The following is a 24,187-nucleotide window of genomic DNA, read 5'->3' on the forward strand; positions in this document are numbered from 1 at the left end:
CTGGTGGGTCGCGCGGGCGCGGAGCGTGAGCGGCCGAAGGCCTGGAAACGCGCTTTGCGGAAACCTGCTGTCGCCATGATCGCACCAGGTTTCCGCACAGCGTTCAGGGTGGCGTTGGCCGGGCCTCGGACGGTCGCGATGTGTGAATTTTGGGCACCCGGCCGGGCCCAACGCTGACCGCGACGGGCGTTACGGCCGCGCCCACCCACCCCGGCCGCTGGCTGGCCGACCGTGACCAGCGGCTGAGCGGGTCCGGCGTTACGGTCGTGCCCACCCACCCCGGCCGCTGGCTAGCCGACCGGGACCGGCGTTACGGCCGTGACCACCGCTTGCTAGCCGCCTCGAACGCCCTATCGGCGCAGGTGGGACTGCAGGACCAGCGCCGCCGCCCCGGTCGCCGAGGCGGTTGCGGCGGCGAGGGACACCGTCACGGTCACCGTTCGCTTCCACGTCTGTGAATCCGCCGGACTCACCCGCCGCATGATCGCCGGCCCGTAGACGAACGACGCCGCCGCGAACCCCGGGCCCGTCAGCACCACCAGATCGATGTCCAGGAGGTTGACCACCGACTCCGCCGCCGCCGCGACATAGCGGGCGGAGTCCTCGAGCAGCGCCAGACACCGGGGCGCACCCGCGCGGGCGGCCCTGGCGATCGCCCCGAAGTCGGTGACCACGCTGCGGGGAGCCGCCGGATCCAGGCCCGCCTCCGCGCACGCGGCCGGATCGGCGCGGGCGGTCAGCACCACCGTTCGCGGGCCGGCCAGGATCTCCAGGCAGCCGCGGCTTCCGCACCAGCACAGCGGCCCGTCCACCTGCACACACACGTGACCGAACTCGCCCGCCGAACCGTGGCGCCCGCGCATGGCCCGGCCCTCGACGACGATTCCCGCGCCGATGCCGCTACCCATGTAGAGCGCCGCGAACGCCTGCTCCGGCCCGACACGGGCAACCCAGTACTCCCCGACGGCGGCCGCCGTCGCGTCGTTCTCGACCAGCACCGGGCGGCCGGTGGCCGAGGCGAGCTCCCGCCCGAGGTCGTCGCCGTCCCAGCCACGCAGGTGCGGCGGTGCGTCCTCCACGCCGCTGCGAGGACCGGGCCAGACGACGCCGATCCCCAGGCACCGCGCCGGGTCGACACCGGAGCCGGCCAGCAGCGTGTCGATGTCCGCGGTGAGGTTGTCGAGGAGGTCGCCGCCGAGCGCCGGACGGGCGAGTCTGGAGATGACCCCGCCGGTCTGGCCGGTGAGTACATACGTCGTGACGTCTCGGTCCAGGTAGACGCCGACGGCTATGCGGGCGGCCGGGTCCAGGCGCAGTAGCGTGCGGGGCTTGCCGCCGGTGGGGGTGCGGCCGGTTTCGACGACCAGGCCCTCTTCGAGAAGGCGGCGGACCGTCATCGACACGGCTGCCTCGGTGAGGCCGGTCATGGCTGCCAGCTCGACGCGGCTCAGGGGTTCGGAGGCGCGGATCGCGTCGAGGATGCTCTCGCGGGCGCCGGGGCGGCGGCCGCGCCCTGGTCGGCCGACCGGCGCGGCGTCACCGACCGTTTCTCTCAACTCGCCACCACCCTGCCAGCTTGGTCGTCGACCGCCGTGGCGCGCACGAGCAGAACGCGATCGGGATACAACACCGGAAGCCGCAGCCCGGAGCTGCCGAGGGCCCGCCCGGTGAGATGGACGCCCTGCGGCGTGCACCAGGGTAGCGCAGCGCCCCAGGCTGCGGCGTTGCCGTCGGCCACGTCACCCGGCGGTTGCGGGCGCACGTGATAGAGCCGGTCCGGATCGAGTCCCGGCAGTGCGACGGTCCCCGGCGGATAGGCGTCGCTCGTGGCGGTGGCGATGATCGCGAAGAGCCCGTCGTCCTCGCCGACCACCCCGGTGAGGGAGTAGGCCGGGTCGGCGACGTCGCCGTGGACGAGCGTGCCGGTGTGCAGCAGACCCCGTACCTCCTTGTAGAGGTCGACCCAGGCGGCCAGCTCCGCGAGCTCGGCGGCGGAGCGTGTCGTCAAATCACACTCAATGCCGAAATGTCCAAAAATAGCGTGTCCAGCCTGCATTGACAGCGGCAGCACCCGGTGAGTGGTGTGCGACCGCCCGGCCCCCACATGCGACCCGATCAACTCCAGCGGCACCAGCAGTGACGTCCACCGCTGGATCCCCACCCGCTCGTGCGCGTCGATGCAGTCCGAAGCCCAGATGCGATCGGTCCGCTCGAGGATCTCCAGGTCGACCCGCCCTCCGCCGGACGAGCACGACTCGATCTCCACACCAGGATGCCGTGCCCGTAAATCATCTAAAAGGCGATAAGTCGCATTGGTTTGGTCGTGGACCCCGGCCCGCCCCGACCCCGGATGCCCCGCGTCGACGAGATCCCGATTGTGGTCCCACTTCAGATAAGAGATGTCATTCTCGGTCAGCAGCGCGTCGAGCCGCTCCAGCATATGATCGAACGCCGCCGGGTTCCCCAGATCGAGCACCTGCTGCGACCGGGCCGGCGGTGGCAGACGGTCACCGGCGGCCATCATCCAGTCCGGATGCGCCCGCGCCAGGTCCGAGTCCGGGTTGATCATCTCGGGCTCGACCCAGAGACCGAATTCCATCCCGGCCTCCCGCACCACCTTGATCAGCGGCCCGAGCCCGTCTGGCCACACCTCCCGCGACACCACCCAGTCCCCGAGCCCGGACGTGTCGTCCCGCCGCGACCCGAACCACCCGTCGTCGAGCACGAACCGCTCCGCTCCGACACGCGCCGCCGCATGGGCCAATTCAGTCAGCCGGCCAAGGTCGTGATCGAAGTAAACGGCCTCCCAGGTGTTCACCACGACCGGGCGCGGCGCTCGCGGATGGTGCGGCCGTGACCGTAGATAACCATGGAACCGGTCGGCCGCCGAGTCCAGCCCCGCCGCCCCGAACACCCCGTAGAGCCACGGCGTCGTGTAGGACTCGCCCTCCCGGAGCCCCACCTCGCCCGGCAGCAACAGCTCACCGCCGCCGAGCGCCGACCACCCGTGATAGTTGCGCTCCGCAATCGTCCGCGCCCCACCCGAGAACGCCGTGTGCACACCCCACACCCGCCCGTGCCGATTCCCGAACCCGGCCATCCCCGCGACCAGCACGAACGCCGAGTCATAGCCGGTCCGCCCGGTCCGGTTCTCCCGCAACCGCATACCGTGCGTGAAAGCCGTCCGTTGCGGTGCGCGCTCGCGAAGGTGATGCCCGGTGAAGTCCAGCAACTCCGTCGTCTCCGCCGGAACCGGCAGGAACAGTGTCAAATGCTCCAGCCAATACGTCCCCGCCCCGGCATTCGTCAGCCTCGCCCGCGCCCGCGACACCCCGGCCGGGTGCAACTCGATCTCCACGGTCAGGTTCAGCTCAGCGTCACGATCAGAAGCATCGATGCGTACGCCGTGCGCGCTCCGATCGATGCCGGACACCGAGAAGCGACTGGACCATGCCCGGCCGTCCCGGTGCCCGGCCAGTCCCGGGTGACCGAGCCAGCCGGCCGACTGTTCGGGGAGGATCGAGACGCGTACCGGGGTGTCGGCGGAGAAACCGATCGGCTGCGGCGCCGCTGCCAAGGCCAGCTGGGCCGGGTCGAGATCGCCGAGAGCCTCGCCCCAGTACACGATCGCGGGCAGTGCGGCGCCGCGGCAGTCGAGCACGAGGCTTACTCCGCCACTGCTCAGATGCACGAGATCGTCGGTGCTCGGCCGCATCGTTCCTCCGGTTCACCAGCGTTGACGGACTTCGTTCAGTAGCTTAAGAATGTGGGAGCCCCAGCGCGGCGGCAACCCCTTTTGATTGATGACAGGGAGCACTCCGACATGCTCAAGACCGACCTTCACGTGGGCTGGACCGTCCGGGCCGCCGGCGGCGAGGTCCCACCGGAGATCGCCGCGTCCGCGCTGCCCGCCACCGTGCCCGGGACCGTGCACACCGACCTGCTCGACGCCGGACTGATCCCGGATCCGTTCCTCGGCACGAACGAGGCCGACCTCGCCTGGTTCCACCGGTCGGCCTGGCGCTACGACACCGTCCTGCGGGCCGACCCGGCCGAGCCCGGCGAGCGCGTCGATCTGGTCTTCGACGGCCTCGACACGGTGGCCACCGTCGAGCTGGACGGTGTCGAACTCGGCCGGACCGCGAACATGCATCGCGGCTACCGGTTCGACGTGCGGCACCTGCTGCGCGACGGGGCCATCCCGCTCACCGTGCGGTTCGACTCGGCCCTGGAGCACGCGGAGGAGTTCGAGCGGGCCCACGGCAGCCGCCCCCGGCCGTACCCTCATCCGTTCAACGCCGTCCGCAAGATGGCCTGCTCGTTCGGCTGGGACTGGGGCCCCGACCTGCAGACGGCCGGCATCTGGAAGCCGGTCCGCCTGGAGCGCTGGCGGGTCGCCCGGCTCGCGTCGGTGCGGCCGCTCGCCACCCGATCCCGCCTCACCGTGCACGTCGCCGTGGAGCGTGCCTCCACCGCTGAACTGCACGTCGAGGTCGAAGCCGCCGGCTGGAGGGCCCGGATCGCCCTGCCCGGTGACGACGGTGTCGTGGAGCTGGACATTCCGGACGCGCCGACGTGGTGGCCGGTGGGCTACGGCGAACAGCCCCTGGTGCCGGTGACCGTGACGCTGCTGGACGGCGAGGAGATCCTCGACGAGCACGAGACCCGGGTGGGATTCCGCGACGTGCGCCTCGACGAGAGCCCCGACGAGATCGGCAGCAGGTTCACGCTGCTCGTCAACGACCGGGAGATCTTCGTCCTCGGGCTGAACTGGATCCCCGAGGACCACCTGCTCACCCGGCTGACCCGGGAGCGGCTCGCGGACGCCGTGGACCGGGCGGTCGCCGCCAACACCAACCTGCTGCGCGTCTGGGGCGGGGGCATCTGGGAGTCCGACGACTTCTACGACGTCTGCGACGAGCGAGGCGTGCTGGTGTGGCAGGACTTCCCGCTGTCCTGCGGCGCGTACGCCGAGGAGGAGCCGATGCGCTCGGAGATCCTCGCCGAGGCGCGGGAGAACATCACCCGGCTCGCGCCGCACCCGTCGCTGGTCCTCTGGAACGGCGGCAACGAGAACATCTGGGGCCACGAGGACTGGCGCTGGAAGGAGCAGCTGGACGGGGCGACCTGGGGTGCCGGCTACTACTACCGGGACTTCCCGGCGCTGCTGGCCGAACTCGACCCGACCCGGCCGTACCACCCGGGCAGCCCGTCGAGCCCCGGCCACGACCCGGAGACGGTCCACCCCAACGACGACCGGTACGGCACCCGGCACGAGTGGGAGGCGTGGAACCGGGAGGACTACACGTACCACGACAACTTCGTGCCGCGGTTCTGCTCCGAGTTCGGCTGGCAGGCGCCGCCGGCGTGGTCGACGTTGGTCGCCACCATCGCACCCGACGACCTGCACAAGGAGTCGGCCGCGTTCCTGCTGCACCAGAAGGCGGAGGACGGCAACGGCAAGCTGGACCGGGGCCTGGCACACCACATGGCGGTGCCCGAGGAGTTCACGGCCTGGCACTGGGCGACTCAACTCAATCAAGCGCGCGCCACCGCGTACGCAATCATGCATTTGCGCACCCACGCACCGCGCACCATGGGCAGCATCCTCTGGCAGCTCAATGACTGCTGGCCGGTGACCTCGTGGGCCGTGGTGGACGGCGCGGGCCGGCTGAAACCGGCCTGGTACGCGCTCCGCCGCGCCTACGCCCCCCGCGGCCTCGCGTTCGTCAAGCGTGACGGCGGCACCGTGCTCGCCGCGGTCAACGACACCGACAGCCCGTGGCAGGCCCCGCTCCGGCTGCGGCGGATCCGCTTCGACGGCCCGGAGCTGGCCGCCGCCGACGAAACCCTCGACGTCCCGGCTCGCTCGGTGGCACTGCTGCCGCTCGGCACCGCCCTGCTCGAAGCCGCCGAGCCGGACCGTGAGGTGCTCGTCGCCGACGTGGACGGGCAGCGTGCCACCCACCTGTTCGCCGAGGACCGCGACCTGCGCTACGACCCCGCCGCGGTGCGGGCTCACGCCGTACCGGCCGAAGGCGGATACTCGGTCACCGTGACCGCCGCATCGTTCGCCCGGGACGTGGCCGTGCTCGCCGACCGGGTCGACCCCGACGCCGTCGTCGACGACATGCTCGTCGACCTGCTCCCGGGTGAGACCCACACGTTCACCGTGACCAGCACGGCGACCGTGGACGGCGAGGTGTTCGGCGCTCCCGAGGTGCTGCGCTCGGCGAACTCGCTCACGATCCCGGCCAAGGTCGGCTGACGTGACCGCCGACCCGGGTGGCCTGATCGGCCTCGTGCTCACCGGCAGCGCCGCCCGGGTCGGCGTCGAGCCGTTCTTCATGGAGCTGATCGCCGGCATGGAGGAGGCGCTCGCACCGCACGGCGCCACCGTGCTCCTGCTGGTGGTGCCGGACCTCGCGGCGGAGCTTTCGACCTACCGGCGGTGGGCGGGCGACCATACGGTCCGGGCTGTCGTCGTGGTCAACCTGGTCCACGACGACGTACGCCCGGACTTCCTAGCCGGCCTCGGCCTGCCCGCCGTGCTGGCCGGACGGGCCCAGGCGCCCGGCTTCCCGCGCGTGGTCACCGACGACGCCGGCGCGATGACCGCCGCGGTCGAGATGCTGGCGTCGCTCGGGCACCGCGTGATCGGCCGGGTCAGCGGTCCGGCCGATCTCGTGCACACCGCCGAGCGCACGGCCGCGATGCGCGAGGTCGCGGAGCGTTCCGGGGTACGCGTGCACATCGTCGAGGGCGACTACGGCGCGGAGTCGGGCGTCAGCGGCGTCCAGGAACTGCTGGCGGCGGATCCGGTGCCGACCGCGGTGGTCTTCGACAACGACGTCATGGCGGTGGCCGCCGAGCAGGAGCTGATCCGCGCCGGGGTGCCGGTGCCGGAACGGGTCAGCCTTCTCGTGTACGACGACTCGCCGTTGTGTGAGCTGGCTGTCCCGCCGCTGTCCGCGCTGAGCATCGACGTGCACGACCATGGGCTGACGCTGGCTCGGGCGGTGCTGGACGCTCTGGACGGCGCCGAACCGGTCGACTACCCCGGCCCCCCGATCCGCGTCCTCCGCCGCGAGAGCACCGCCCCCGCCTGACATAGCGCGTGTGGTTTCCGCCCCGCCCCAATCCTTGCGTGTGGAGTTTGGCCCCGCTGCGCACCCGAACTTCACACGGTTGGTTGTTGAGGTTTGTGTGTGTGGAGTTCGGCCCCGCTGCGCACCCGAACTTCACACGGTTGGTTGTTGAGGTTGCGTGTGGAGTTCGGCCCCGCTCCGCACCCGAACTTCACACGCGGGGTTAGCTTTCGGCGGGGCGGGTGGGTGGCCAGAGCAGGGCGTCGTCCGGGATTGACGGGCGGCGCAGGGCGATCGGGTCGCGGCCCGGGACGCAGCGGCCGTGTTTCACCACGATCCGGGCCAGTTCGATCGCGCCGTGTGCCTGGAAGTGCGTGTTGTCCGCGACTCCCGCCGGGTAGTTCGGCGACTCGCCCACGTCCTGGTGCAGGAAGTAGTCCTTGGTCGCCTCCGGGCCGAGCGACCCCCAGAGTGCGAACGACAGCGCCGTCAGGTCGATCAGCGGCGTGCGGGTGTCCTCGGCGAGCGCGCGCATGGCGGCCGGGTATTCGCCGTGGGACTCGTATGCCACGCCGTCCGCGGTGAACCGCCGCCGCTCCACCGGTGTCACCAGGATCGGGTGGGCGTGCGCGGCCCGGGCGCCGTCCAGGTAGAGCCGCAGGTAGTCGTGGAACGTCGTCCACGGCTCGGTGTATCGCGCCGGGTCCTCGATCTTCTCGTCGTTGTGCCCGAACGACACGAGCAGCGCGTCGCCCGGCCGGATCGCGGCCAGGATCCGGTCGAGGCGGCCCAGGTCCGCGAAGCTCTTCGAGCTCGCGCCGGACAGGGCCGCGTTCACCACTTCGGTGCCCGGCCGCAGGAACACCGGCAGCGCCTGCCCCCACCCGGCCCGCGGACTTTCGGCAGCCGCGTAGGTCGCCGCCGTCGAGTCCCCGGCCACAAAGACAGTGGGACGCCGCCGACCGCCGGCCGCTGTGGGACCGCCGGCCGCCGCCGGACCGCCGGCCGCCGCCGGACCGGCGGCGGCCGCGGGACCGGCCAGCCCGCCGGAGACGGCCGCGCCGGCGAGGGCGGCACGCAGCAACGATCTTCGATCAAGTCTCATAGTCCGGCATCAAATCAGTGACGATCGATACAGGCAAGCGCTTTCCCGCAGGTCGGCATCTGATCAGGCCGCGGGGTCGAGCACCAGCGACCCCGCTGTGCCAGGGTGGGAGGCATGACCACCCTCCGCGACCGCTTCCGCGCGCTGCACGAGTCCGGCACGTTCCTGCTGCCCAACCCCTGGGACGTCGGCTCCGGGCGGCTGCTCGAGTCCCTCGGCTTCGCCGCGCTGGCCACCACCTCGTCCGGGCTGGCCGCGAGCCTCGGCAAACTCGACCAGCAGGTCACCCGCGACGAGCTGGTCGCACACGTCGCCGCCCTCACCGCGGCCGTCACCGTCCCGGTGAACGTCGACGCCGAGCGGCTGTTCGCCAACACGGTCGTCGGCATCGGCGAGAGCGTCGACCTGCTCGCCGAGGCGGGCGCGTCGGGCATCTCGATCGAGGACTACGACCCGGTCACCGGCAGCGTGGAGACCCTGGCGGCCGGCATCGAGCGGGTCGCGGCGGCCGCCGAGGCGTGCGCGCGGCACGGCATCGTGCTCACCGCCCGCGCCGAGAACCATCTGTACGGGCAGGGTGATCTGGACGACACGATCGCCCGCCTGATCGCGTACCGGGATGCCGGCGCCGAGGTCGTCTACGCGCCGGGGCTGCGTGACCGGGACGAGATCGCCCGGCTCGTGGAGGCGGTCAAGGCGCCGGTGAACGTGCTGGCGGTGGGCGGTGGCCCGAGCGTCGCCGAGCTCGCGGAGGTGGGCGTGCGGCGGGTGTCCACCGGCGGGGCGCTGGCCTGGGCGGCGTACGGCGCGGCCCGCGACGCCGCCCGGGAACTCCTCGACGCCGGCACCACCACGTTCCGGTCACGCTCCCTGACCTCGGATGAGGTGCGGGCCGCCCTGGGATGAGGTGCGGGCCGTCCTGGGATGAGATGCGGGCCGCCCTGGGATGACCTTGACAGCGCGGCCGCTCCGCACCAGGGTTACGGCTTCGGAAAGTGCGTCGACCAGGGAATTCGGTGGAGGAACCATGGAGCTGCACCCGGATGACCACGACGAACTCACCCGCGGCGGCTCGGTGCTCGAGCGGTGGCGGCGCAGCGATCACGCCGCCGGAGTCGCTGCCGAGCTGATGCGCCTCAACGGCGGCACCGTCCCGATGAGCGACCTGCTGTGGCTGGGTGCGGAGTCGTTCCTGCCGCGGCAGTGGCAGGCGGGACGGGCGGCCGAGCCGCAGGAGGCGGCGGCCCAGGTCTACGACCGGTGGCGGCGCCTGGAGCAGCGCCGGGCCGAACGACGGCGGCGGGCGGACGACGCCTCCGCGTGACTTCGCGTGCTTTCACCCGTACCCAAGGATGGTTTGCCGGAAGCCGGGCCGCCCACCAAGCGTGGGCGACCCGGAAAGCTGATCAGGCCCGGAAGGCTGATCAGGCCCGGAAAGCTGATCAGGACAGGATCGGGCGCGGGAGAGCCGGGTTCAGCGTGCGGAGAGTCGCCGCCGGCATCGTCGGAGCGTCGTTGCGCCGGTAGAGACGCCCGCCGTAACGGATCCAGCCCACCGAGCCGTCGCGGTCCCGGACGAAGTCGAACCGGTTGTTCGACACCGTGCCGTCGGGTGCCAGCACGAGCACGTAGTCCTTGCGGTAGAACGCCAGCCGCAGGACCTCGGTGCCGAGATAGCGGAAGCTGAGTTGACCGGCGTCCGGCACGATCTCGAACTCCGCGCCGACCGTCTCGCCGTCGAAGCCGATCTGGAAACCGGAGTAGAAGCCCCGGTAGGGCGCCAGCTGCACGTCGCTGAGCGAGCGAGGGACCGCCGGCAGGTTGTGCACACCGGCGAACCGGCTCAGCGCCCAGTCCCCGGCGACCAGGTCGTCGAGCAGCACCGGCCCGGTCTCCGAGTTCGTCAGCACGGTCAGCGCGAAGTCCTTCTCCGGGACCATCAGGAAACCGGAGTGCTGGCCGGCCCAGTCGCCGCCGTGCTGCACCACCTTCGGTCCCTCTGCGGTCGGGCGCAGCATCCAGGTGACGCCGAATCCATCGAGCTCGACATAGAGCGTGCCGCCCGGCCCGGGGTTCGACTGCATGGCCCGCAGGGAGCGGGGCCGCAGCAGCGGGCGCCCGTCGCCGAGGTGGTAGCGCGCCCATCGCAGCTGATCGCGGGCGCTGGAGATCAGGCCACCGGCCGGGTTGATCGCCCGAGGCATGGCCCACGCTTCGGGGACCGGCACGATCTCCGTCTGGGCGGCGTTCGGGAGATGGGGTACGGCCCAGCGCACTCCCGGCAGTTCGTCGAGTGAGAACGCGCTGTGCCGCTGCCCGAGCGGACCGGTGATCAGGTTGTGCACCGCCCGTTCGTACGTCGTGCCGGTCACCACCTCGATCAGCCGGCCGGCCAGCGAGAGTGCGGCGTTGTTGTACGAATACGCCTTCCCCCGCGGGAAGAGCTGTGGCAGCCGGGACATCTCCGCCACGTACCGGGCCAGGGCGTCGTCGTCCTGCCCCGTGTCGAGGAAGAAGTCGCCCAGGAAGCCGGCGCTGTGGTTGAGGATCTGGCGAACGGTGACCCGGGCCGAGGCTGCCGCGTCGGCGGTACGGAAGTCGGGCAGGTAACTGCGGACGGTCCGGTCGAGGTCGATCCGCCCCCGTTCGACGAGGCGCATGATCGCCGTACCCGTGAAGGGTTTGCTCGTGGAGGCGACCCGGAAGACGGTGTCCCCGTCCACCGGTTGCGGGTCGTCGAGGCTGGTCACGCCGAAGCCGCGAACGTAATCCACACCGCGGTAGCGCAGGCCGTACGCGACGCCGGGCACGAAGAAGTCCGCCATCGCCTGCTGGATCTTCTCGTCGAGTTCGCGGACCGCCGCCGGCACCCGGTTTCCGGAGGCCGCGGCCGGTGTCCCGGTCAGCGGGAGGGCCGTCAGCGCGGCCGTGCCGCCCAGCAGAGTGCGACGCTTCATCGATTACCCCCCTGTCTGCCGCGCCTCGGTGGCGGCGCAGCCGACAGCCACTCTATAAACGGTAATCAATGTCCTGTTGAATGCTGTTTGGCCGGACGTGCGGCAGCTGTGATTCCGGGCACTGGTTCTCAGTCCTGGCCGGGACGCGGCCGAAGGGGACGGGAGAGGAGTCCCCCGGAGGTGATGGACCGGATGGTTCCGGAACAGGTCGGCGACTGGGTCCTGGCCGAACTGCCCCGACTGAATCAGGCGATCCTGCGCGAACAGGCCTCACCGGGCCTGCTTCTCACCGAGCTCGAGGAGCACGTGCTGAGCTGCCTGCCGGACGTCGCGCAGCTCAGCCCGTCGCAGGCGCAGCAGCTGATCGTGCTCTGCGGCTTCGTCGGCGCGTCGGTGGCCCGTCACTACCAGGAACACACCGTGGGTGGCACACACCATCCGGAGTTCGCGTTCGGCCCGCTCACCGTGGGCGGTGCGCGGATACCGTTCCGGGCCTACTTCGCCGCGCTCGCCGAGCACACCGGCACCGGGCACTACCAGCGGGACAGCTACGCCTCGCTGGTGCGCTGGAACGTCGGCACGGTCCGGGTCCGGCTCGGCGAGGAGACGATGGCCGAGATCCCCGGCGTCTTCGACGATCGCCGGATCCGCAGCTACACCGGCACCCCGGGGGAGGAGCGCTTCTTCCTGCTGGTCAAGCAGGGCGAGGTGATCGAGCTGGCGGTCAACGAGCTGCTGGCGCCGCTGACCCGGCACCGGTCCAGCCTCATTTGCGATAAAACCCGCCATAGCGTACGCGTGGCGACAGCGCTCCTGGCCGAGCTGCGCCGCCTCCTGCTCGACTTCGCCGCCCTCCCGCCCGAGATCGGCATGCCGGCCGAACACTTCATGGACGTGTTCCGCCAGTTCGCCGCGCACTGGACAGTCAACGACATCCCGCCCAGTGGCGCGCTCGACCCGGAGGCGCTCAAACGGGACTTCCTGCTCGGGCTCGCCGTCGAGAACTACGACCGCCAGGCCCGGCGGCTGTTCCCCGCCCTGCTCGACCACGAGCGCGACGAACTCGACGAGTTGATGGACGGGCCCACCCTGCCGCAGCAGCTCTTCGACGAGATCGGTGTCGACGAGGACGAGCTGCGCTTCGCCGACGACGGTGACCTGCGCCGGCTGGTCGCACACCACCCCGCGCTGATCGACTGGTACCGGCTGCTCGCCATGCACGCCCGCGTCTCCGGCGCACATCTGATGCTGAGCAAGAAGTTCCTGTTCAAGCCGCAGCGGCAGCGCGACGAGGCGGGACTCGGCGACAGGGAGGTGGTGTCGAACCGGTCCGGCACCACCGGGATGACCGAGATGTTCCTGGAACGGCTCACCCGCGCCCGCCAGGACCACAGCCTCGCGATGCTGCGGCCCGTGCTGATCGCGGAAAACGTCAACGGCGACGCTCCGGCGGCGGTACGGTCCGGTCGGGGAGCGGCCACGCCGGTGTCAGTGGAACTGACCGGTTGACTTTTGGTTGCACATCGGGGGTGCGGGTGAAGCCACGAACCGGCAGCCGGCGCGCCCACAGTAACGGCTGGCCGATGCCGGATATCGGCCGTGATCAGTTGATGGCGCTGATCGACCACACCTCCGCGGTCATCTACATGCGCGACGCCGACGGCCGGTACATGCTGGTCAACCGCGAGTACGAGCGTCTGTTCCGGTTGCACCGCGAGGACATCGTCGGGCTCACCGACCACGACCTGTTCCCGGTCGAGGTGGCCGACGCGTTCCGGACGAACGACCGGCAGGCGCTGGCCGGCGGAGTGCCGATCCAGATGGAGGAGTCGGACGGGGCGCGCACGTACCTCACCGTCAAGTTCCCGCTGATCGACGCGGGCGGGGTGGCGTACGCGGTGGCCGGCATCTCCACCGACATCACCGAGCGCAGCCGGGCCGAGGCCGCCCTGCGCGACAGCGAGGAACGGTTCCGGCTGCTCGCCGAGCACGCCCAGGACGTCATCTTCCGGTACCGGTTCGAGCCGTTACCGGCCATGGAGTATCTGAGCCGGGCCGTCGAATCGGTCACCGGGCACACGGCCGAGGAGTTCTACGCCGACCCGCGACTCATCTTCCGGTGCATCGAGCCGTCCGACCGTACGCTGTTCGAACAGTCGTGGCGCAACCCGCGTCCCGGCACGATCACCGTCCGGGTGCTGCGCGGCGGCGGCGAGAGCGGGTGGATCGAGCAGCGGGCCAGCGCGGTCACCGGCGACGAGGGCACGGTGATCGCGGTCGAGGGCATCCTGCGCGACGTGACCGAGCGGATCGCCGCGGAACAGGAACGCGGCGAGCTCGAACAGCAACTGCGCCAGGCGGAGCGGCTCGACTCCCTCGGTCAACTCGCCGGGGGCATCGCGCACGACTTCAACAACATCCTCGCGGTCATCTCCGGGTACGCGGACATGCTGGTCGAGGAACTCGGGGAGGAACACCCCAGCGCGCCGGACGCGGCCGGGATCAAACAGGCGGCGGCCCGCGGCGGTGCACTCACCCGCCAACTGCTGATCTTCAGCCGGTCGGAGCCGTCTCAACCGGAGATGCTGGACCTCAACGCGGTCGCGGGGGACATGGAGCGGTTGCTGACGCGTACGCTCGGCGAGGACATCGAGCTCAGCACGGCGCTCGCCCCCGATGTGCCGCCGATCGTCATGGATCGCAACAAGCTCGAGCAGGTCGTGATGAACGCGGCCCTCAACGCGCGGGCGGCGATGCCGTCGGGCGGCCGCCTCACGATCAGCACCTCGGTGGAGCACGACGGCGGCGGCGACGACCTGGTCTGCCTGACGATCACGGACACCGGCGTCGGGATGCCGCCGGAGGTGCTGGCCCGGGCGTTCGAGCCGTTCTTCACCACCAGGGGGCGGGGGAGCGGGACGGGGCTGGGGCTGGCAACGGCGTACGGGGTGGTGACCGACGCCGGTGGGTCGATCAGTCTGGAGTCGGAGCAGGGTCGCGGGACCACCCTCCGGGTGCGGATGCCGGCCGGCACGTCGTCGACGCCGGGCGTCAGTCCGGCCGCGCCAACCGCGCCCGTGCTCGCGGGTGACGGCCATCGGGTCCTGGTGGTGGAGGACGAGGAGGCGGTTCGGGACATCGTCTGCCGTCTGCTGAGCAAGTCCGGGTACCAGGTGCACGCGGCGCCGCACCCGGCCGAGGCGCTCCGCATGTATCGCTCCGACAACATCGACTTCGACGTCCTCCTGACCGACGTCATCATGCCGGGGATGTCGGGCACGCAGCTGGCCGCCTCCTTGCGGGCGGATCGGCCCGACCTGCCGGTCCTGTTCATGTCGGGTTACACGAGTGGCCCGGCTCCGGGCGGGCAGGAACTGCCGGCGGACGCGCCGCTGATCCGCAAGCCCTTCGACACGCAGACCCTTCTCAACGAGGTCCACCGCCTTCTGTCGCAGCGCGCCTGAGGGTTTGTGTTTGCAGTAAACATTCATTGACGGCGTTACATGTCTGCAATACGGTGCGTCAGGAAAGCCCTTTCCTGCAGCTCGCCGACCCGGAGAATGGTCATGCGCCGACGTACCTTCCTGCACCTCTCCACCAGCATCAGCGCCGTCGCGGCCTCGGGTCTGATCGCCCGCCCGGCCGCCGCCTCCGGTCCCCGGCCCCAGCTGATCGTGGCCGCCGACGGCAGCGGCGACCACGCCACGATCCAGGCGGCGGTCGACGCCGTTCCCAGCGGCAACACGTCCCGGTTCGTCATCGGCGTGCGGCCCGGCACGTACCTGGGTCAGGTGATCATCCCGAAGGACCGGCCGTTCATCGAACTGCGCGGGCTGGGCCGCGGCCCCTCCGACGTGGTGATCGCTGACGACCGTGCCAACGGCACCCCGAAGCCCGACGGCGGCACCTGGGGCACGTCCGGCAGCGCGTCCGTCACGATCGACGGCGCCGACCTGCGCGCCACGAACCTGACGTTCGCCAACCTGTTCGACGAGGCCGCCCACCCGGAGATCACCGGACGGCAGGCAGTCGCCGTACTCACCCGCGCCGACCGCCTCGTCTTCGACCGTGTCCGGTTCCTCGGCAACCAGGACACCCTCTACGTGAACAGCTCAGCCGCCGGAGTCGTCGCCCGCGCCTACTTCCGCGACTGCTACGTCGAGGGCGACGTCGACTTCATCTTCGGCCGGGCCACCGCCGTCTTCGAGCGCGGCCGCATCCACTCCCTCAACCGCGGCAGCACCCCGAACGGTTACGTGACCGCGCCCAGCACCGACATCACCAACCCGTACGGCCTGCTCTTCACCCGCTGCCGCCTCACCTCCGACGCCCCCGCCGGCACCGTCTTCCTCGGCCGCCCGTGGCACCCCAGCAACGATCCCAACGCCATCGGCCAGGCACTCATCCGCGACTCTTTCGTCGGCGCCCACATCCCCGCGACCGCCTGGTCCGACTTCGGCACCTGGCCCTGGCGCGACGCCCGCCTGGCGGAGTACCGCAACTACGGCCCCGGCGCCGTCCCCTCCGCCGACCGCCCCCAGCTGACCGCCGCGGAGGCCGCCGCCCACACTCCCACCACCTATCTGAGCGGCGCTGACAACTGGACCCCGCACCTCTGCTGATCCCCTGGACGCGGCTGCGTGCGGAGCCAGGCATCGGAGCGCTCCGACCTCCGCACGCAGCCGTCCCTCCCCACGTGCCAACCCGTGTGTGGAGTTGGGGTGCGCAGCGGGGCCGAACTCCACACGCAAGGTCGGTGCCAACTCGTGTGTGGAGTTGGGGCGCGCAGCGGGGCCGAACTCCACACGCAACGTCGGTGCCTACCCGTGTGTGCAGCGGGGCGGAAATTCACACGCAACGTCGGTGCCGACCCGTGTGTGGAGTTGGGGTGCGCAGCGGGGCCGAACTTCACACGCGGGGTTCGTTGGTTGTGAGTTTGCCGAACAGTTTTACGGCCTGCTCGGCGCGTAGGCCGATGAAGACGCCAGTGGCCTCCACCAGCGCCACGCCGGGCTCCGAGGCCGTGGCGATGAACCCCGCCGCCGTGGCCCGCCGCCCCTCGATCACCCGGACCGAGGCCTCCAGATGCAGCGGCGTCAACAACGGCACCGGCCGCCGGTAGACCATCTCCAGCTGAACCGTCATCCCCGGGTGCCCGGCCAGGCCGGCCGCATACCCCAGCATCTGGTCGAGCAGCATCGCGCTGACTCCACCGTGCGCATACATCGGGGGGCCCTCGAACGCCATCCCCAGCGTGCACGACCCCACCGGCGCACCGTCCACCGCGTGGATCTCCAGCGGCGGGGCCAGGGCGCTGCCGGTCCCGGTGACCGGGTTGTACATCCGCACGCCACTCAGCAGATCGTCCGCGGACGACAGCACCTCGCGGTCGCGGACACGCTCGGCCAGGGGTGCCGCGACACGGCGGATCTGTTCGGCGGCGTGGCGTAGCTCCTCTGTCGACGCCTCGGTCGTGGTCGCGAACTCCACCAGCTCCCGCAGCGCGTCGCCGAGGTCGCTGATCGCTTCGCGGCGGCGCAACGTGCCGTCGATCGCCGGGAGTGTTTCGGTCACCGGGAGCCTCCACTCCGCGCCAAGGATGGTGCGCAACAGCATCAGGTTCTACCAACGGTGAGCCCACCCGCACGCCCGCACCTAGTGAATCTTCTCACACTGCTATAACCTGTTCTAGTTTACTGAGGGAGGCGCCATGGAGTTCGACGCGGTCATCGTCGGCGCCGGTGCGGCAGGCATGACGGCCGCCCTGACAGCCGCCCGCAACGGCCTCAGTGCCGTGGTGATCGAGAAGGCGCCGGTGTACGGCGGCTCGACCGCGCGGTCCGGCGCCGGCATCTGGATCCCGAACAACGAGGTGCTGCTGGCCGCCGGCGTGCCCGACACGTTCAGCAAGGCCGACACCTATCTGGCCGCGGTCGTCGGTCCCGAGGTCTCGACCGCGCGCCGGCACGCGTTCCTCGTCAACGGCCCCAAGGCGATCTCGTTCCTGCTGCGCTGGACGCCGCTGCGTTTCTCCTGGATGGAGGGGTATCCGGACTACTATCCGGAGCTGGCCGGCGGGATGCCGAACGGCCGGTCCATCGAGCCGCGGGCGCTGGACGCCAACATTCTCGGCGCCGAGAAGGCGAATCTGAATCCGTCCTACGTGCCCACGCCGGCGGGCACCGTCGTCTACGACGTCGACTACAAGTGGCTCTCGCTGATCGCCAGGCATCCGCGGGGACTGGCCACCGCGACCGAGATCGTGCTGCGCTACCTGTCGCTGTCCGCGCAGGGGCAGGACCCGATCAGCATGGGCCAGGCGCTCGCCGGCGGGCTGCGTGCCGGACTGCTCGCCGCCGGCGTGCCGGTCTGGCTGAACACCCCGCTGCTCGACCTGCACATGGAGAACGGGCGCGTGGCGGGCGTGGTGGCGAGCCGGGACGGCCAGGAGGTGCTGATCCGGGCCCGGCGCGGCGTGGTGGTCGGGAGTGGCGGCTTCGAGCACAACGAGCGGATGCGCAAGCAGTGGCAGGCCGCGCCGATCGGTACGGAGTGGACCGTCGGCGCGTCGACCAACACCGGCGACGGCATCGAGGCCGGTCGGCGGCAGGGCGCGGCCCTGGGACTGATGGACGACTCCTGGTGGGGGCCGATGATCCCGCTGCCGGACGGGCCCTGGTTCTGCCTCTCCGAGCGGACCCTGCCGGGCACGATCTTCGTGAACCAGGCGGGGAAGCGGTTCGTCAACGAGGCGGCGCCGTACAGCGACGTCGTCCATGTCATGTACGAGAAACAGCACATCCCGTGCTGGATGATCGTCGACCAGGACTACCGCAACCGATACCTGTTCAAGGACCTCGCGCCGCTGCTGCCGTTCCCGGCGGACTGGTACCAGGCGAAGGACTGGACGATCAGCGGGCTCGCCTCGAAGATCGGCGTCCCGTCGGCGGCACTCCGGAGCACTGTCGACCGGTTCAACGCGCAGGCCCGCGCGGGGCGGGACGGCGACTATCACCGTGGTGACAGCTCCTACGACGCGTACTTCGCCGATCCCACGAACATCCCGAGCCCGTGCCTGGCGCCGATCTGGCTGCCGCCGTTCTACGCCTTCAAGATCGTGCCGGGCGACCTGGGCACGAAGGGCGGCATGGTCACCGACGCGCGGGCCAGGGTGCTGCGCCCGGACGGCACCGTCATCCCCGGGTTGTACGCGGCCGGCAACGCCAGCGCCGCGGTGATGGGCCACAGCTACGCGGGTGCCGGCTCCACGCTCGGCCCCGCGATGACGTTCGGCTACACGGCCGGAATGGATCTTGCAACGACCTAAAGTCTAGGAGGAGCAGCGATGCCCAAGGTCAGTGTCTCCGCCACCACCACCGCCGAAGCCGACAAGGTCTGGCAGGTGCTCTCCGACCCCGCCCGCACCCCCGAGTGGAACGACATGCATCAGGGCTTCACCGGTGACGTCCCGGCCGTGCTGACCGAGGGCACCACGTACAAGCAGAAGGTCAAGCTGATGGGCATGCCCGCCGAGATGGCCTGGAAGGTGGTCACGGCCGACGCGCCCAAGCAGCTGGAGCAGGCCGGCGACGGGCCGATGGGCGTCAAGGCGAAGAACCGGTTCGTCCTGGAGCCGGGCGACGGCGGCACTCAGATCACGTACGACATGGAGTTCATCGGCCCGGCGCTCAACGGCCCGATGGCGGCGATGCTGGAGAAGCAGGCCGGGCCCGCCGCCAAGCAGGCCCTGGACAAGCTCAAGGGGCTAGTGGAGTAGCAACCGGGTCGCCAGCTCCAGGTGATTCACGACGTCGTTGGCGGAGGCCCGCCGGGTCACCCAGGCCACCAGGTTCGACAGCCAGACGTCGCCGATGACGCGTGCCTTGGCCCGGTCGTCGGCGGTGGGCTCGCCGTCGTGGATGGCTCGGGTGACCATCTCCTCCATGAGCCGGGCCACCGCGTTGACCTCGGCGCTGGCGGACGGGTCGGCGAACATGAACGCCCTGGTCATCGCCTCGGCGAGCAGCGGGTCGCGCTGCAGCGACCGGGTCATCCAGCCGAGGACGTAGATGGTCCGCTCATAGGGCGTGTCGCCGGGCAGCGGTTTGCGCCCGAGCTTCTCCTGGATCGCCTCGAGTTCCAGAGACAGCGCCGAGACCAGCAGGTGGATCTTCGAGGGGAAGTATCGGTAAAGCGTGCCGAGTGCGACCTCGGCGCGTTCGGCGACCGCGCGCATCTGCACCGCGTCGTAACCGCCCTTGGAGGCCAGCGCCAGCGTGGCCTCAAGGATGCGGCGGCGGCGGTCGCGCTGCGCGGCCGATCCCTGCTCGGCGTCCGCGCCGGACAGGCGGTTGGTACTCGTTCTCGCTGTCGCCATGGTTGCCCTTTCGCTCTGAATCAAGCCTAGCAACGGCATGTTGCTCACCCGTGTCACCCGATGGTGGTGCGCACAAACTGAAACGTGTTCTAATCAGCCCATGGATTTCCGGCCGGACGAGGCGCAACAGGCGATCATCAGCCTCGCCGGTGAGGTGCTGGACGGTTCGGACACCCCGGAACGGCTGTGGAAGGACCTCGGCCAGGCCGGCCTGCTCACCCTCGCGGTGCCGGCCAGGCTCGGCGGCGCGGGCCTCGGTGTGCTGGAGACCGTGCTGGTCCTCACCGAGATCGGGCGGCGCGCGGTTGCAGTCCCCGCTCTGCAGGCCCTCGCCCTCGGTGTCCTCCCGGTCGTCCGCTGGGGCACCGAGCAACAGCAGAGCGAGCTGCTCACCGACGGCCGCCTGCCGAGCGCGGCCATCGCGGAGCCGGGCGATCCGTTCCCCAGCCGGCCGCGGGCCACGCTGAGCGCGGACGGCACGGTCACCGGTGTCAAGATCGGTGCCGGCGGGGGAATTCGCTGCCTGGTCACGGCAAGTCAAAACCTCCAGGGGTACGGGGAAAGCACGGCCGTCGTCATCGTGGATCCGAGTGGCCCCGGCGCCGTGCTGGAGGGCGGTGTTCTGCGGCTCGACGAGGCGCCGGGCGAGCTTCTCGGTGGCAGCGACTGCCACGCCGACCTGCTCCGATGCGGGACGGCCGGAGCCTGCGCACTCGGCGACGGCGCGCTGGCCGGTGCGCTCGCGATGACCGCCGAGCACGTGCGCACCCGCCGGCAGTTCGGCCGGCCCCTGGCCACGTTCCAGGCGGTGGCGCAGCAGATCGCCGACGTCTACGTGATCAGCCGGACGCTGCACCTGGCGAGCCTCTCGGCGTCCTGGCGGCTGAGCACCGGGCGCGACGCCGGCGACGACCTCGCGGTCGCGGCGCAGTGGCTCACCGCGGAGGCGCTGCCGGCCGTGCGCACGTGCCACCACCTGCACGGCGGGCTCGGGCTGGTCGCCGACTACCCGCTGCACCGGCACACCGCGCTCTTGCGGGACCTGGTGCGGTTCCTCGGCGGCAGCGAACTGTGCCTGGAGAACCTGGGGGAGCGCCTTGTTTCTCGACCTGACTGACGAGCAGCTCGCTCTGCGCGACGAGCTCCGCACGTACCTCAAAGATCTGCTGACGCCGGAGCAGCGAGCCGTGCTCCTCCGCGAACGGCACGGGCGCGCCCATCGCGACCTGGTGGCCCGCCTGGGCCGCGACGGCTGGCTCGGCCTCGGCTTCCCGGTGGAGTACGGCGGGCGCGGACTCGGCCCGGCCGAACAGCAGATCTTCGTGAACGAGACGGCCCGCGCCGACGTCCCACTGCCCGCGGTCACGCTGCAGACGGTCGCGCCTACCCTGCTCGCGCACGGCACGGACGAGCAGCGGGACTTCTTCCTGCCGCGGATCCTTGCCGGTGAGCTGCACTTCGCGATCGGATACACCGAACCGGAGGCCGGCACCGATCTGGCCGCGCTGCGCACGCGCGCGGTGCGGGACGGCGACGAGTACGTGGTGAACGGGCAGAAGACGTTCACCACCGGAGCGCACGACGCGGACTTCCTGTGGCTGGCCTGCCGCACCGATCCGGACGCGCCCCGGCACCGCGGGCTGTCGATGCTGATCGTGGACACGACCGATCCCGGCTACTCGTGGACGCCGATCATCACGTGCGACGGCGCGCACCACGTCAACGCGACCTACCTCAGCGACGTGCGGGTGCCGGTGAGCCGCCGGGTGGGCGAGGAGAACGGTGGCTGGAGGCTGCTGACCACACAGCTCAACCACGAGCGCGTGATGCTGGGGCCGGCCGGGCGGATGGCGGCACTTTTCGATCGGGTGCGCGCGTGGGCGTACGAAATCGGGGTTCTTGATCGCACTGAGGTCCGCCGCGCGCTGGCCCGGACCCACGCCGCGCTCCGCGTCAACGAGCTGCTCAACGGGCAGGTGGCGGGGGCGGAACCGGGACCGGCCGACGCGTCCGCGACCAAGGTCTTCTCCTCCGAGCGACTGCTGCGGCTGGGGCAGGAACTCGAGGAGGTCGTGGACCGGTTCGGCGATCCGGCCGATCCGGCGACCGCCGGCCTGCGGGACTGGCTGGATATGCAGGCCAAGCGCAACCTCGTGCTGACGTTCGGCGGGGGCGTCAACGAGATCCAGCGGGAGATCATCGCCAGCGCGGGCCTCGGCCTGCCCCGAGTGCCGAGGTAGGTCTCAGATGATCACCGAAACCGCCCAGCGACTGAAAGAGATCGGCGAGACGCCGCTCCGAACCGCCCGCGACCCGGTCAACCTGCCCATGATCCGCACCTGGCTGGAGGCGATGGGCGACGCCAGCCCGCGCTATGAGCGGGAGGGTGTGGCGCCGCCCGCGATGATCCAGGTGTGGACGATGCGTGGTCTGGCGCCGGGGGTGGAGGACGATCCGCTCCAGGTCATGTCTTCGGTGCTGGACGAGGCGGGGTTCACGGCGGTGGTGGCGACCGATTCTGAGCAGACCTATCACCGGTATCTGAGGGTCGGGGAGGAGGTTACGGTTCGGAGCCGCCTCGAGTCGGTCACCGGGCCCAAGCGGACCGCTCTGGGGGAGGGGTGGTTCGTCACGACGTTGAGTACGTGGTTCTGTGGTGCTGAGCCGGTTGCCGACATGCGGTTCCGGATCCTGCGGTACCGGCCCTCGCCGCCGCTCCACAAATCGGAAATATCTGTTTTAAGCCCTGTCGTAACCCCCGACAACGCGTTCTTCTGGGACGGGATTGCCTCGGGTGAGCTGCGGATTCAGCGCTGTGGGGAGTGCGGGACGCTGCGGCATCCGCCCGGACCGGCCTGCCCGTCGTGCGGTGCCACCAAGCCGGAGTACATGGTGGCGGCCGGTACCGGGCACATCCACAGCTTCGTCGTCCATCACCATCCGCCGATCCCGGGGCGGCGGGCGCCGTTCACCGTCGCGCTGGTCGACCTGACCGAGGGCGTGCGCATGGTCGGTGAGTTCCACGGGCGGCAGGCGCGGATCGGTGACCCGGTGCGCTTCGCGGTCGAGAACGGCCTGCCGGTGTGGCGGGCGGACGTGCCGGTCCTGCCGGTCTGGACCCTCGACGTCACGCCGACAGTGATCATCAGCACGGCGCTGGCCACCCGGGACTTCCAGAACGTGCACCACGACCGGGACGCCGCGGTGCGGCTCGGCGGCCGGGACATCTTCGTCAACATCCTGACCACCACGGGGCTCGTGCAGCGCTATGTCACCGACTGGGCCGGGCCCGGCTGCGACGTGCGGTCGGTTGCGATCCGGCTGGGGGCGCCGTGTTTCGCGTACGACACGCTGACCTTCACCGGCGAGCTGGTCTCGGACGGTGTGGTCGCGGTGGTCGGGCGGACCCCGAGCGGCGTGCACGTCACCGGCACCGTGGGGATCGCTCAATGATCAGCCGGGCCGCCGCGATCGCCGGTATCGGCGCCACCGAGTTCTCCAAGGACTCCGGGCGCAGCGAGTTGCGCCTCGCGGTCGAGGCGATCCGGGCCGCGCTCGACGACGCCGGCCTGCGGGCGGCCGATGTCGACGGCCTGGTCACGTTCAGCATGGACAACAACGCCGAGATCGCCGTCGGGCGCGAGCTGGGCGTCGGCGAGTTGAGCTTCCTGAGCCGGATCGGGTACGGAGGAGGCGCCGCCTGCGCGGTCGTGCAGCAGGCCGTCCTCGCGATCAGCGCCGGGATCGCCGACGTGGTGGTCTGCTACCGCGCTCTCAACGAGCGGTCCGGCCGCCGCTTCGGGCAGGCCGTGGTCTCGCCGGACGTCGACGCCGGGTGGCACTACCCGATGGGGCTGGCCACGCCGGCCGCGATGGTCGCCATGGTGGCCCGCCGCTACCTGCACGACTACGGCGGCAGCGGCGACGACTTCGGCCGGGTCACCGTGGCGGCGCGGCGGCACGCGGCGACCAATCCGTACGCCTGGTTCCACGGCCGGCCGATCACCCTCGACGAGCACCGGGCGTCGCGGTGGATCGCCGAGCCGCTGCGGCTGCTCGACTGCTGCCAGGAGAGCGACGGTGCGGTGGCCCTGGTGGTGACCTCACTTTCCACCGCCCGCGATCTCGCACGACCGCCCGCGGTGATCACGGCGGCGGCCCAGGGCAGCGGTCCCGGGCAGTTCGTGATGACCAGCTATTACCGCTGCGACGTGGCGGCGCTTCCGGAGATGGGTGTGGTGGCGCGGCAGCTCTGGGCGCAGTCGGGGTACGCGCCCGCCGACATCCGGACGGCCGTGATCTACGACCACTTCACGCCGTATGTGCTGATGCAGCTGGAGGAGCTGGGGTTCTGCGGGCGGGGCGAGGCGCGGCACCTGATCGCGGACGGTGGCATCGAGCTGGGCGGGCGGCTGCCGGTGAATCCGCACGGTGGGCAGTTGGGTGAGGCGTACATCCACGGCATGAACGGCATCGCCGAGGCGGTCCGGCAGGTTCGGGGAACCGCCGTCAACCAGGTACCGGGCGATGGGCCGGTTCTGGTGACCGCGGGTACCGGCGTACCGACCAGTGGTCTGATCCTGGCACCCGCCTGACGGCCCGAGATCTGCCGTTCCGGCATGAAACCGCAGGTGGGCACCTATCCTGGTGCCTCCGCCGA

19 protein-coding genes and 1 pseudogene are annotated in these 24,187 nt (G+C 70.8%); 14 read left to right on the forward strand and 6 right to left on the reverse strand.

From position 1 onward, the window contains the following. Window positions 1-350 precede the first annotated feature (350 nt). Both AB0M02_RS22985 and AB0M02_RS22990 read right to left on the reverse strand, forming a co-directional pair. Window positions 351-1,556: an ROK family transcriptional regulator gene (locus tag AB0M02_RS22985; RefSeq protein ID WP_364229801.1), complete on the reverse strand. Its 1,206-nt coding sequence runs from the start codon at window positions 1,554-1,556 to the stop codon at window positions 351-353. After that, complete coding sequence (locus AB0M02_RS22990) at window positions 1,553-3,715, reverse strand: alpha-galactosidase (RefSeq protein WP_364229802.1); 2,163 nt, start codon at window positions 3,713-3,715, stop codon at window positions 1,553-1,555. The genes AB0M02_RS22985 and AB0M02_RS22990 overlap by 4 nt, the downstream gene beginning before the upstream one ends. 108 nt (window positions 3,716-3,823) lie before the next feature. Between AB0M02_RS22990 and AB0M02_RS22995 the strand changes: the two genes are divergently transcribed. Together AB0M02_RS22995 and AB0M02_RS23000 are read left to right on the forward strand one after the other, a co-directional pair. Further along, complete coding sequence (locus tag AB0M02_RS22995) at window positions 3,824-6,268, forward strand: glycoside hydrolase family 2 protein (protein WP_364229803.1); 2,445 nt, start codon at window positions 3,824-3,826, stop codon at window positions 6,266-6,268. A 1-nt stretch (window position 6,269) separates the two neighbouring features. Next, complete coding sequence (locus AB0M02_RS23000; RefSeq protein ID WP_364229804.1) at window positions 6,270-7,109, forward strand: substrate-binding domain-containing protein; 840 nt, start codon at window positions 6,270-6,272, stop codon at window positions 7,107-7,109. 202 nt (window positions 7,110-7,311) lie between these two features. Here AB0M02_RS23000 and AB0M02_RS23005 read toward each other — a convergent pair whose 3' ends face one another. Then, window positions 7,312-8,193: a rhamnogalacturonan acetylesterase gene (locus AB0M02_RS23005; protein WP_364229806.1), complete on the reverse strand. Its 882-nt coding sequence runs from the start codon at window positions 8,191-8,193 to the stop codon at window positions 7,312-7,314. Between the two features lie 114 nt (window positions 8,194-8,307). Between AB0M02_RS23005 and AB0M02_RS23010 the strand changes: the two genes are divergently transcribed. Both AB0M02_RS23010 and AB0M02_RS23015 read left to right on the forward strand, forming a co-directional pair. Next, entirely contained in the window at window positions 8,308-9,099 is a 792-nt protein-coding gene (locus AB0M02_RS23010) for an isocitrate lyase/phosphoenolpyruvate mutase family protein (RefSeq protein WP_364229808.1), read from the forward strand. 121 nt (window positions 9,100-9,220) lie between these two features. Then, entirely contained in the window at window positions 9,221-9,517 is a 297-nt protein-coding gene (locus AB0M02_RS23015) for a hypothetical protein (RefSeq protein WP_364229809.1), read from the forward strand. Window positions 9,518-9,635: 118 nt separating this feature from the next. Here AB0M02_RS23015 and AB0M02_RS23020 read toward each other — a convergent pair whose 3' ends face one another. Continuing rightward, complete coding sequence (locus AB0M02_RS23020) at window positions 9,636-11,150, reverse strand: serine hydrolase domain-containing protein (protein WP_364229811.1); 1,515 nt, start codon at window positions 11,148-11,150, stop codon at window positions 9,636-9,638. Window positions 11,151-11,333: 183 nt separating this feature from the next. On the opposite strand from AB0M02_RS23020, the gene AB0M02_RS23025 reads away from it, so the two are divergent. From AB0M02_RS23025 to AB0M02_RS23035, 3 genes are all read left to right on the forward strand, one after another. Then, entirely contained in the window at window positions 11,334-12,659 is a 1,326-nt protein-coding gene (locus AB0M02_RS23025) for a hypothetical protein (protein WP_364229813.1), read from the forward strand. Between the two features lie 101 nt (window positions 12,660-12,760). Then, a complete protein-coding gene (locus AB0M02_RS23030; protein ID WP_364229815.1) occupies window positions 12,761-14,614 on the forward strand; it encodes a PAS domain-containing protein in 1,854 nt (617 codons plus the stop codon). Between the two features lie 102 nt (window positions 14,615-14,716). Beyond that, window positions 14,717-15,772: a pectinesterase family protein gene (locus AB0M02_RS23035; RefSeq protein WP_364229817.1), complete on the forward strand. Its 1,056-nt coding sequence runs from the start codon at window positions 14,717-14,719 to the stop codon at window positions 15,770-15,772. A 286-nt stretch (window positions 15,773-16,058) separates the two neighbouring features. On the opposite strand, the gene AB0M02_RS23040 is transcribed toward AB0M02_RS23035, so the two are convergent. Beyond that, window positions 16,059-16,724: a PaaI family thioesterase gene (locus AB0M02_RS23040; RefSeq protein WP_364229818.1), complete on the reverse strand. Its 666-nt coding sequence runs from the start codon at window positions 16,722-16,724 to the stop codon at window positions 16,059-16,061. Window positions 16,725-16,860: 136 nt separating this feature from the next. On the opposite strand from AB0M02_RS23040, the gene kstD reads away from it, so the two are divergent. Beyond that, the gene (gene kstD / locus AB0M02_RS23045; RefSeq protein ID WP_364229819.1) at window positions 16,861-18,477 is read left to right on the forward strand and encodes a 3-oxosteroid 1-dehydrogenase; all 1,617 of its coding nucleotides are present in this window, start codon (window positions 16,861-16,863) and stop codon (window positions 18,475-18,477) included. Window positions 18,478-18,495: 18 nt separating this feature from the next. Then, a complete protein-coding gene (locus AB0M02_RS23050) occupies window positions 18,496-18,927 on the forward strand; it encodes an SRPBCC family protein (RefSeq protein ID WP_364229820.1) in 432 nt (143 codons plus the stop codon). Here AB0M02_RS23050 and kstR read toward each other — a convergent pair. Then, entirely contained in the window at window positions 18,916-19,527 is a 612-nt protein-coding gene (gene kstR, locus AB0M02_RS23055) for a cholesterol catabolism transcriptional regulator KstR (protein ID WP_364229822.1), read from the reverse strand. The two genes, AB0M02_RS23050 and kstR, sit on opposite strands and share 12 nt — an antisense overlap. Before the next feature lie 100 nt (window positions 19,528-19,627). Here kstR and AB0M02_RS23060 point away from each other — a divergent pair, with 100 nt between their 5' ends. The 5 genes and pseudogenes from AB0M02_RS23060 to AB0M02_RS23080 all read left to right on the forward strand — a co-directional run bounded on the left by AB0M02_RS23060 (window position 19,628) and on the right by AB0M02_RS23080 (window position 24,122). Next, window positions 19,628-20,644: an acyl-CoA dehydrogenase family protein gene (locus AB0M02_RS23060; RefSeq protein ID WP_364229824.1), complete on the forward strand. Its 1,017-nt coding sequence runs from the start codon at window positions 19,628-19,630 to the stop codon at window positions 20,642-20,644. Further along, window positions 20,625-21,767 (forward strand): acyl-CoA dehydrogenase family protein, encoded by a 1,143-nt coding sequence (locus AB0M02_RS23065; RefSeq protein ID WP_364229825.1) that lies wholly within the window; start codon window positions 20,625-20,627, stop codon window positions 21,765-21,767. The genes AB0M02_RS23060 and AB0M02_RS23065 overlap by 20 nt, the downstream gene beginning before the upstream one ends. Before the next feature lie 7 nt (window positions 21,768-21,774). After that, window positions 21,775-22,575: pseudogene (locus tag AB0M02_RS23070) on the forward strand (zinc ribbon domain-containing protein); the annotation flags it as partial. A gap of 33 nt (window positions 22,576-22,608) precedes the next feature. Beyond that, entirely contained in the window at window positions 22,609-22,980 is a 372-nt protein-coding gene (locus AB0M02_RS23075; protein WP_364230007.1) for an acyl dehydratase, read from the forward strand. Next, a complete protein-coding gene (locus AB0M02_RS23080; protein WP_364229827.1) occupies window positions 22,977-24,122 on the forward strand; it encodes a lipid-transfer protein in 1,146 nt (381 codons plus the stop codon). Before AB0M02_RS23075 ends, AB0M02_RS23080 begins: the two co-directional genes overlap by 4 nt. Window positions 24,123-24,187: the final 65 nt, after the last annotated feature.

The organism is Actinoplanes sp. NPDC051861, from assembly GCF_040681145.1.
Classification (GTDB): Bacteria; Actinomycetota; Actinomycetes; order Mycobacteriales; family Micromonosporaceae; genus Actinoplanes.

Bases quoted from the DNA above. Each gene is read 5' to 3' on its own strand.
- AB0M02_RS22990 (WP_364229802.1), bottom strand. From the start codon at position 3,715: ATGCGGCCGAGCACCGACGATCTCGTGCATCTGAGCAGTGGCGGAGTA.
- AB0M02_RS23050 (WP_364229820.1), top strand. From the start codon at position 18,496: ATGCCCAAGGTCAGTGTCTCCGCCACCACCACCGCCGAAGCCGACAAG.
- AB0M02_RS22995 (WP_364229803.1), top strand. From the start codon at position 3,824: ATGCTCAAGACCGACCTTCACGTGGGCTGGACCGTCCGGGCCGCCGGC.
- AB0M02_RS23010 (WP_364229808.1), top strand. From the start codon at position 8,308: ATGACCACCCTCCGCGACCGCTTCCGCGCGCTGCACGAGTCCGGCACG.
- AB0M02_RS23030 (WP_364229815.1), top strand. From the start codon at position 12,761: ATGGCGCTGATCGACCACACCTCCGCGGTCATCTACATGCGCGACGCC.
- kstR (WP_364229822.1), bottom strand. From the start codon at position 19,527: ATGGCGACAGCGAGAACGAGTACCAACCGCCTGTCCGGCGCGGACGCC.
- AB0M02_RS23005 (WP_364229806.1), bottom strand. From the start codon at position 8,193: ATGAGACTTGATCGAAGATCGTTGCTGCGTGCCGCCCTCGCCGGCGCG.
- AB0M02_RS23035 (WP_364229817.1), top strand. From the start codon at position 14,717: ATGCGCCGACGTACCTTCCTGCACCTCTCCACCAGCATCAGCGCCGTC.
- kstD (WP_364229819.1), top strand. From the start codon at position 16,861: ATGGAGTTCGACGCGGTCATCGTCGGCGCCGGTGCGGCAGGCATGACG.
- AB0M02_RS23020 (WP_364229811.1), bottom strand. From the start codon at position 11,150: ATGAAGCGTCGCACTCTGCTGGGCGGCACGGCCGCGCTGACGGCCCTC.
- AB0M02_RS23060 (WP_364229824.1), top strand. From the start codon at position 19,628: ATGGATTTCCGGCCGGACGAGGCGCAACAGGCGATCATCAGCCTCGCC.
- AB0M02_RS23025 (WP_364229813.1), top strand. From the start codon at position 11,334: ATGGACCGGATGGTTCCGGAACAGGTCGGCGACTGGGTCCTGGCCGAA.
- AB0M02_RS23080 (WP_364229827.1), top strand. From the start codon at position 22,977: ATGATCAGCCGGGCCGCCGCGATCGCCGGTATCGGCGCCACCGAGTTC.
- AB0M02_RS23015 (WP_364229809.1), top strand. From the start codon at position 9,221: ATGGAGCTGCACCCGGATGACCACGACGAACTCACCCGCGGCGGCTCG.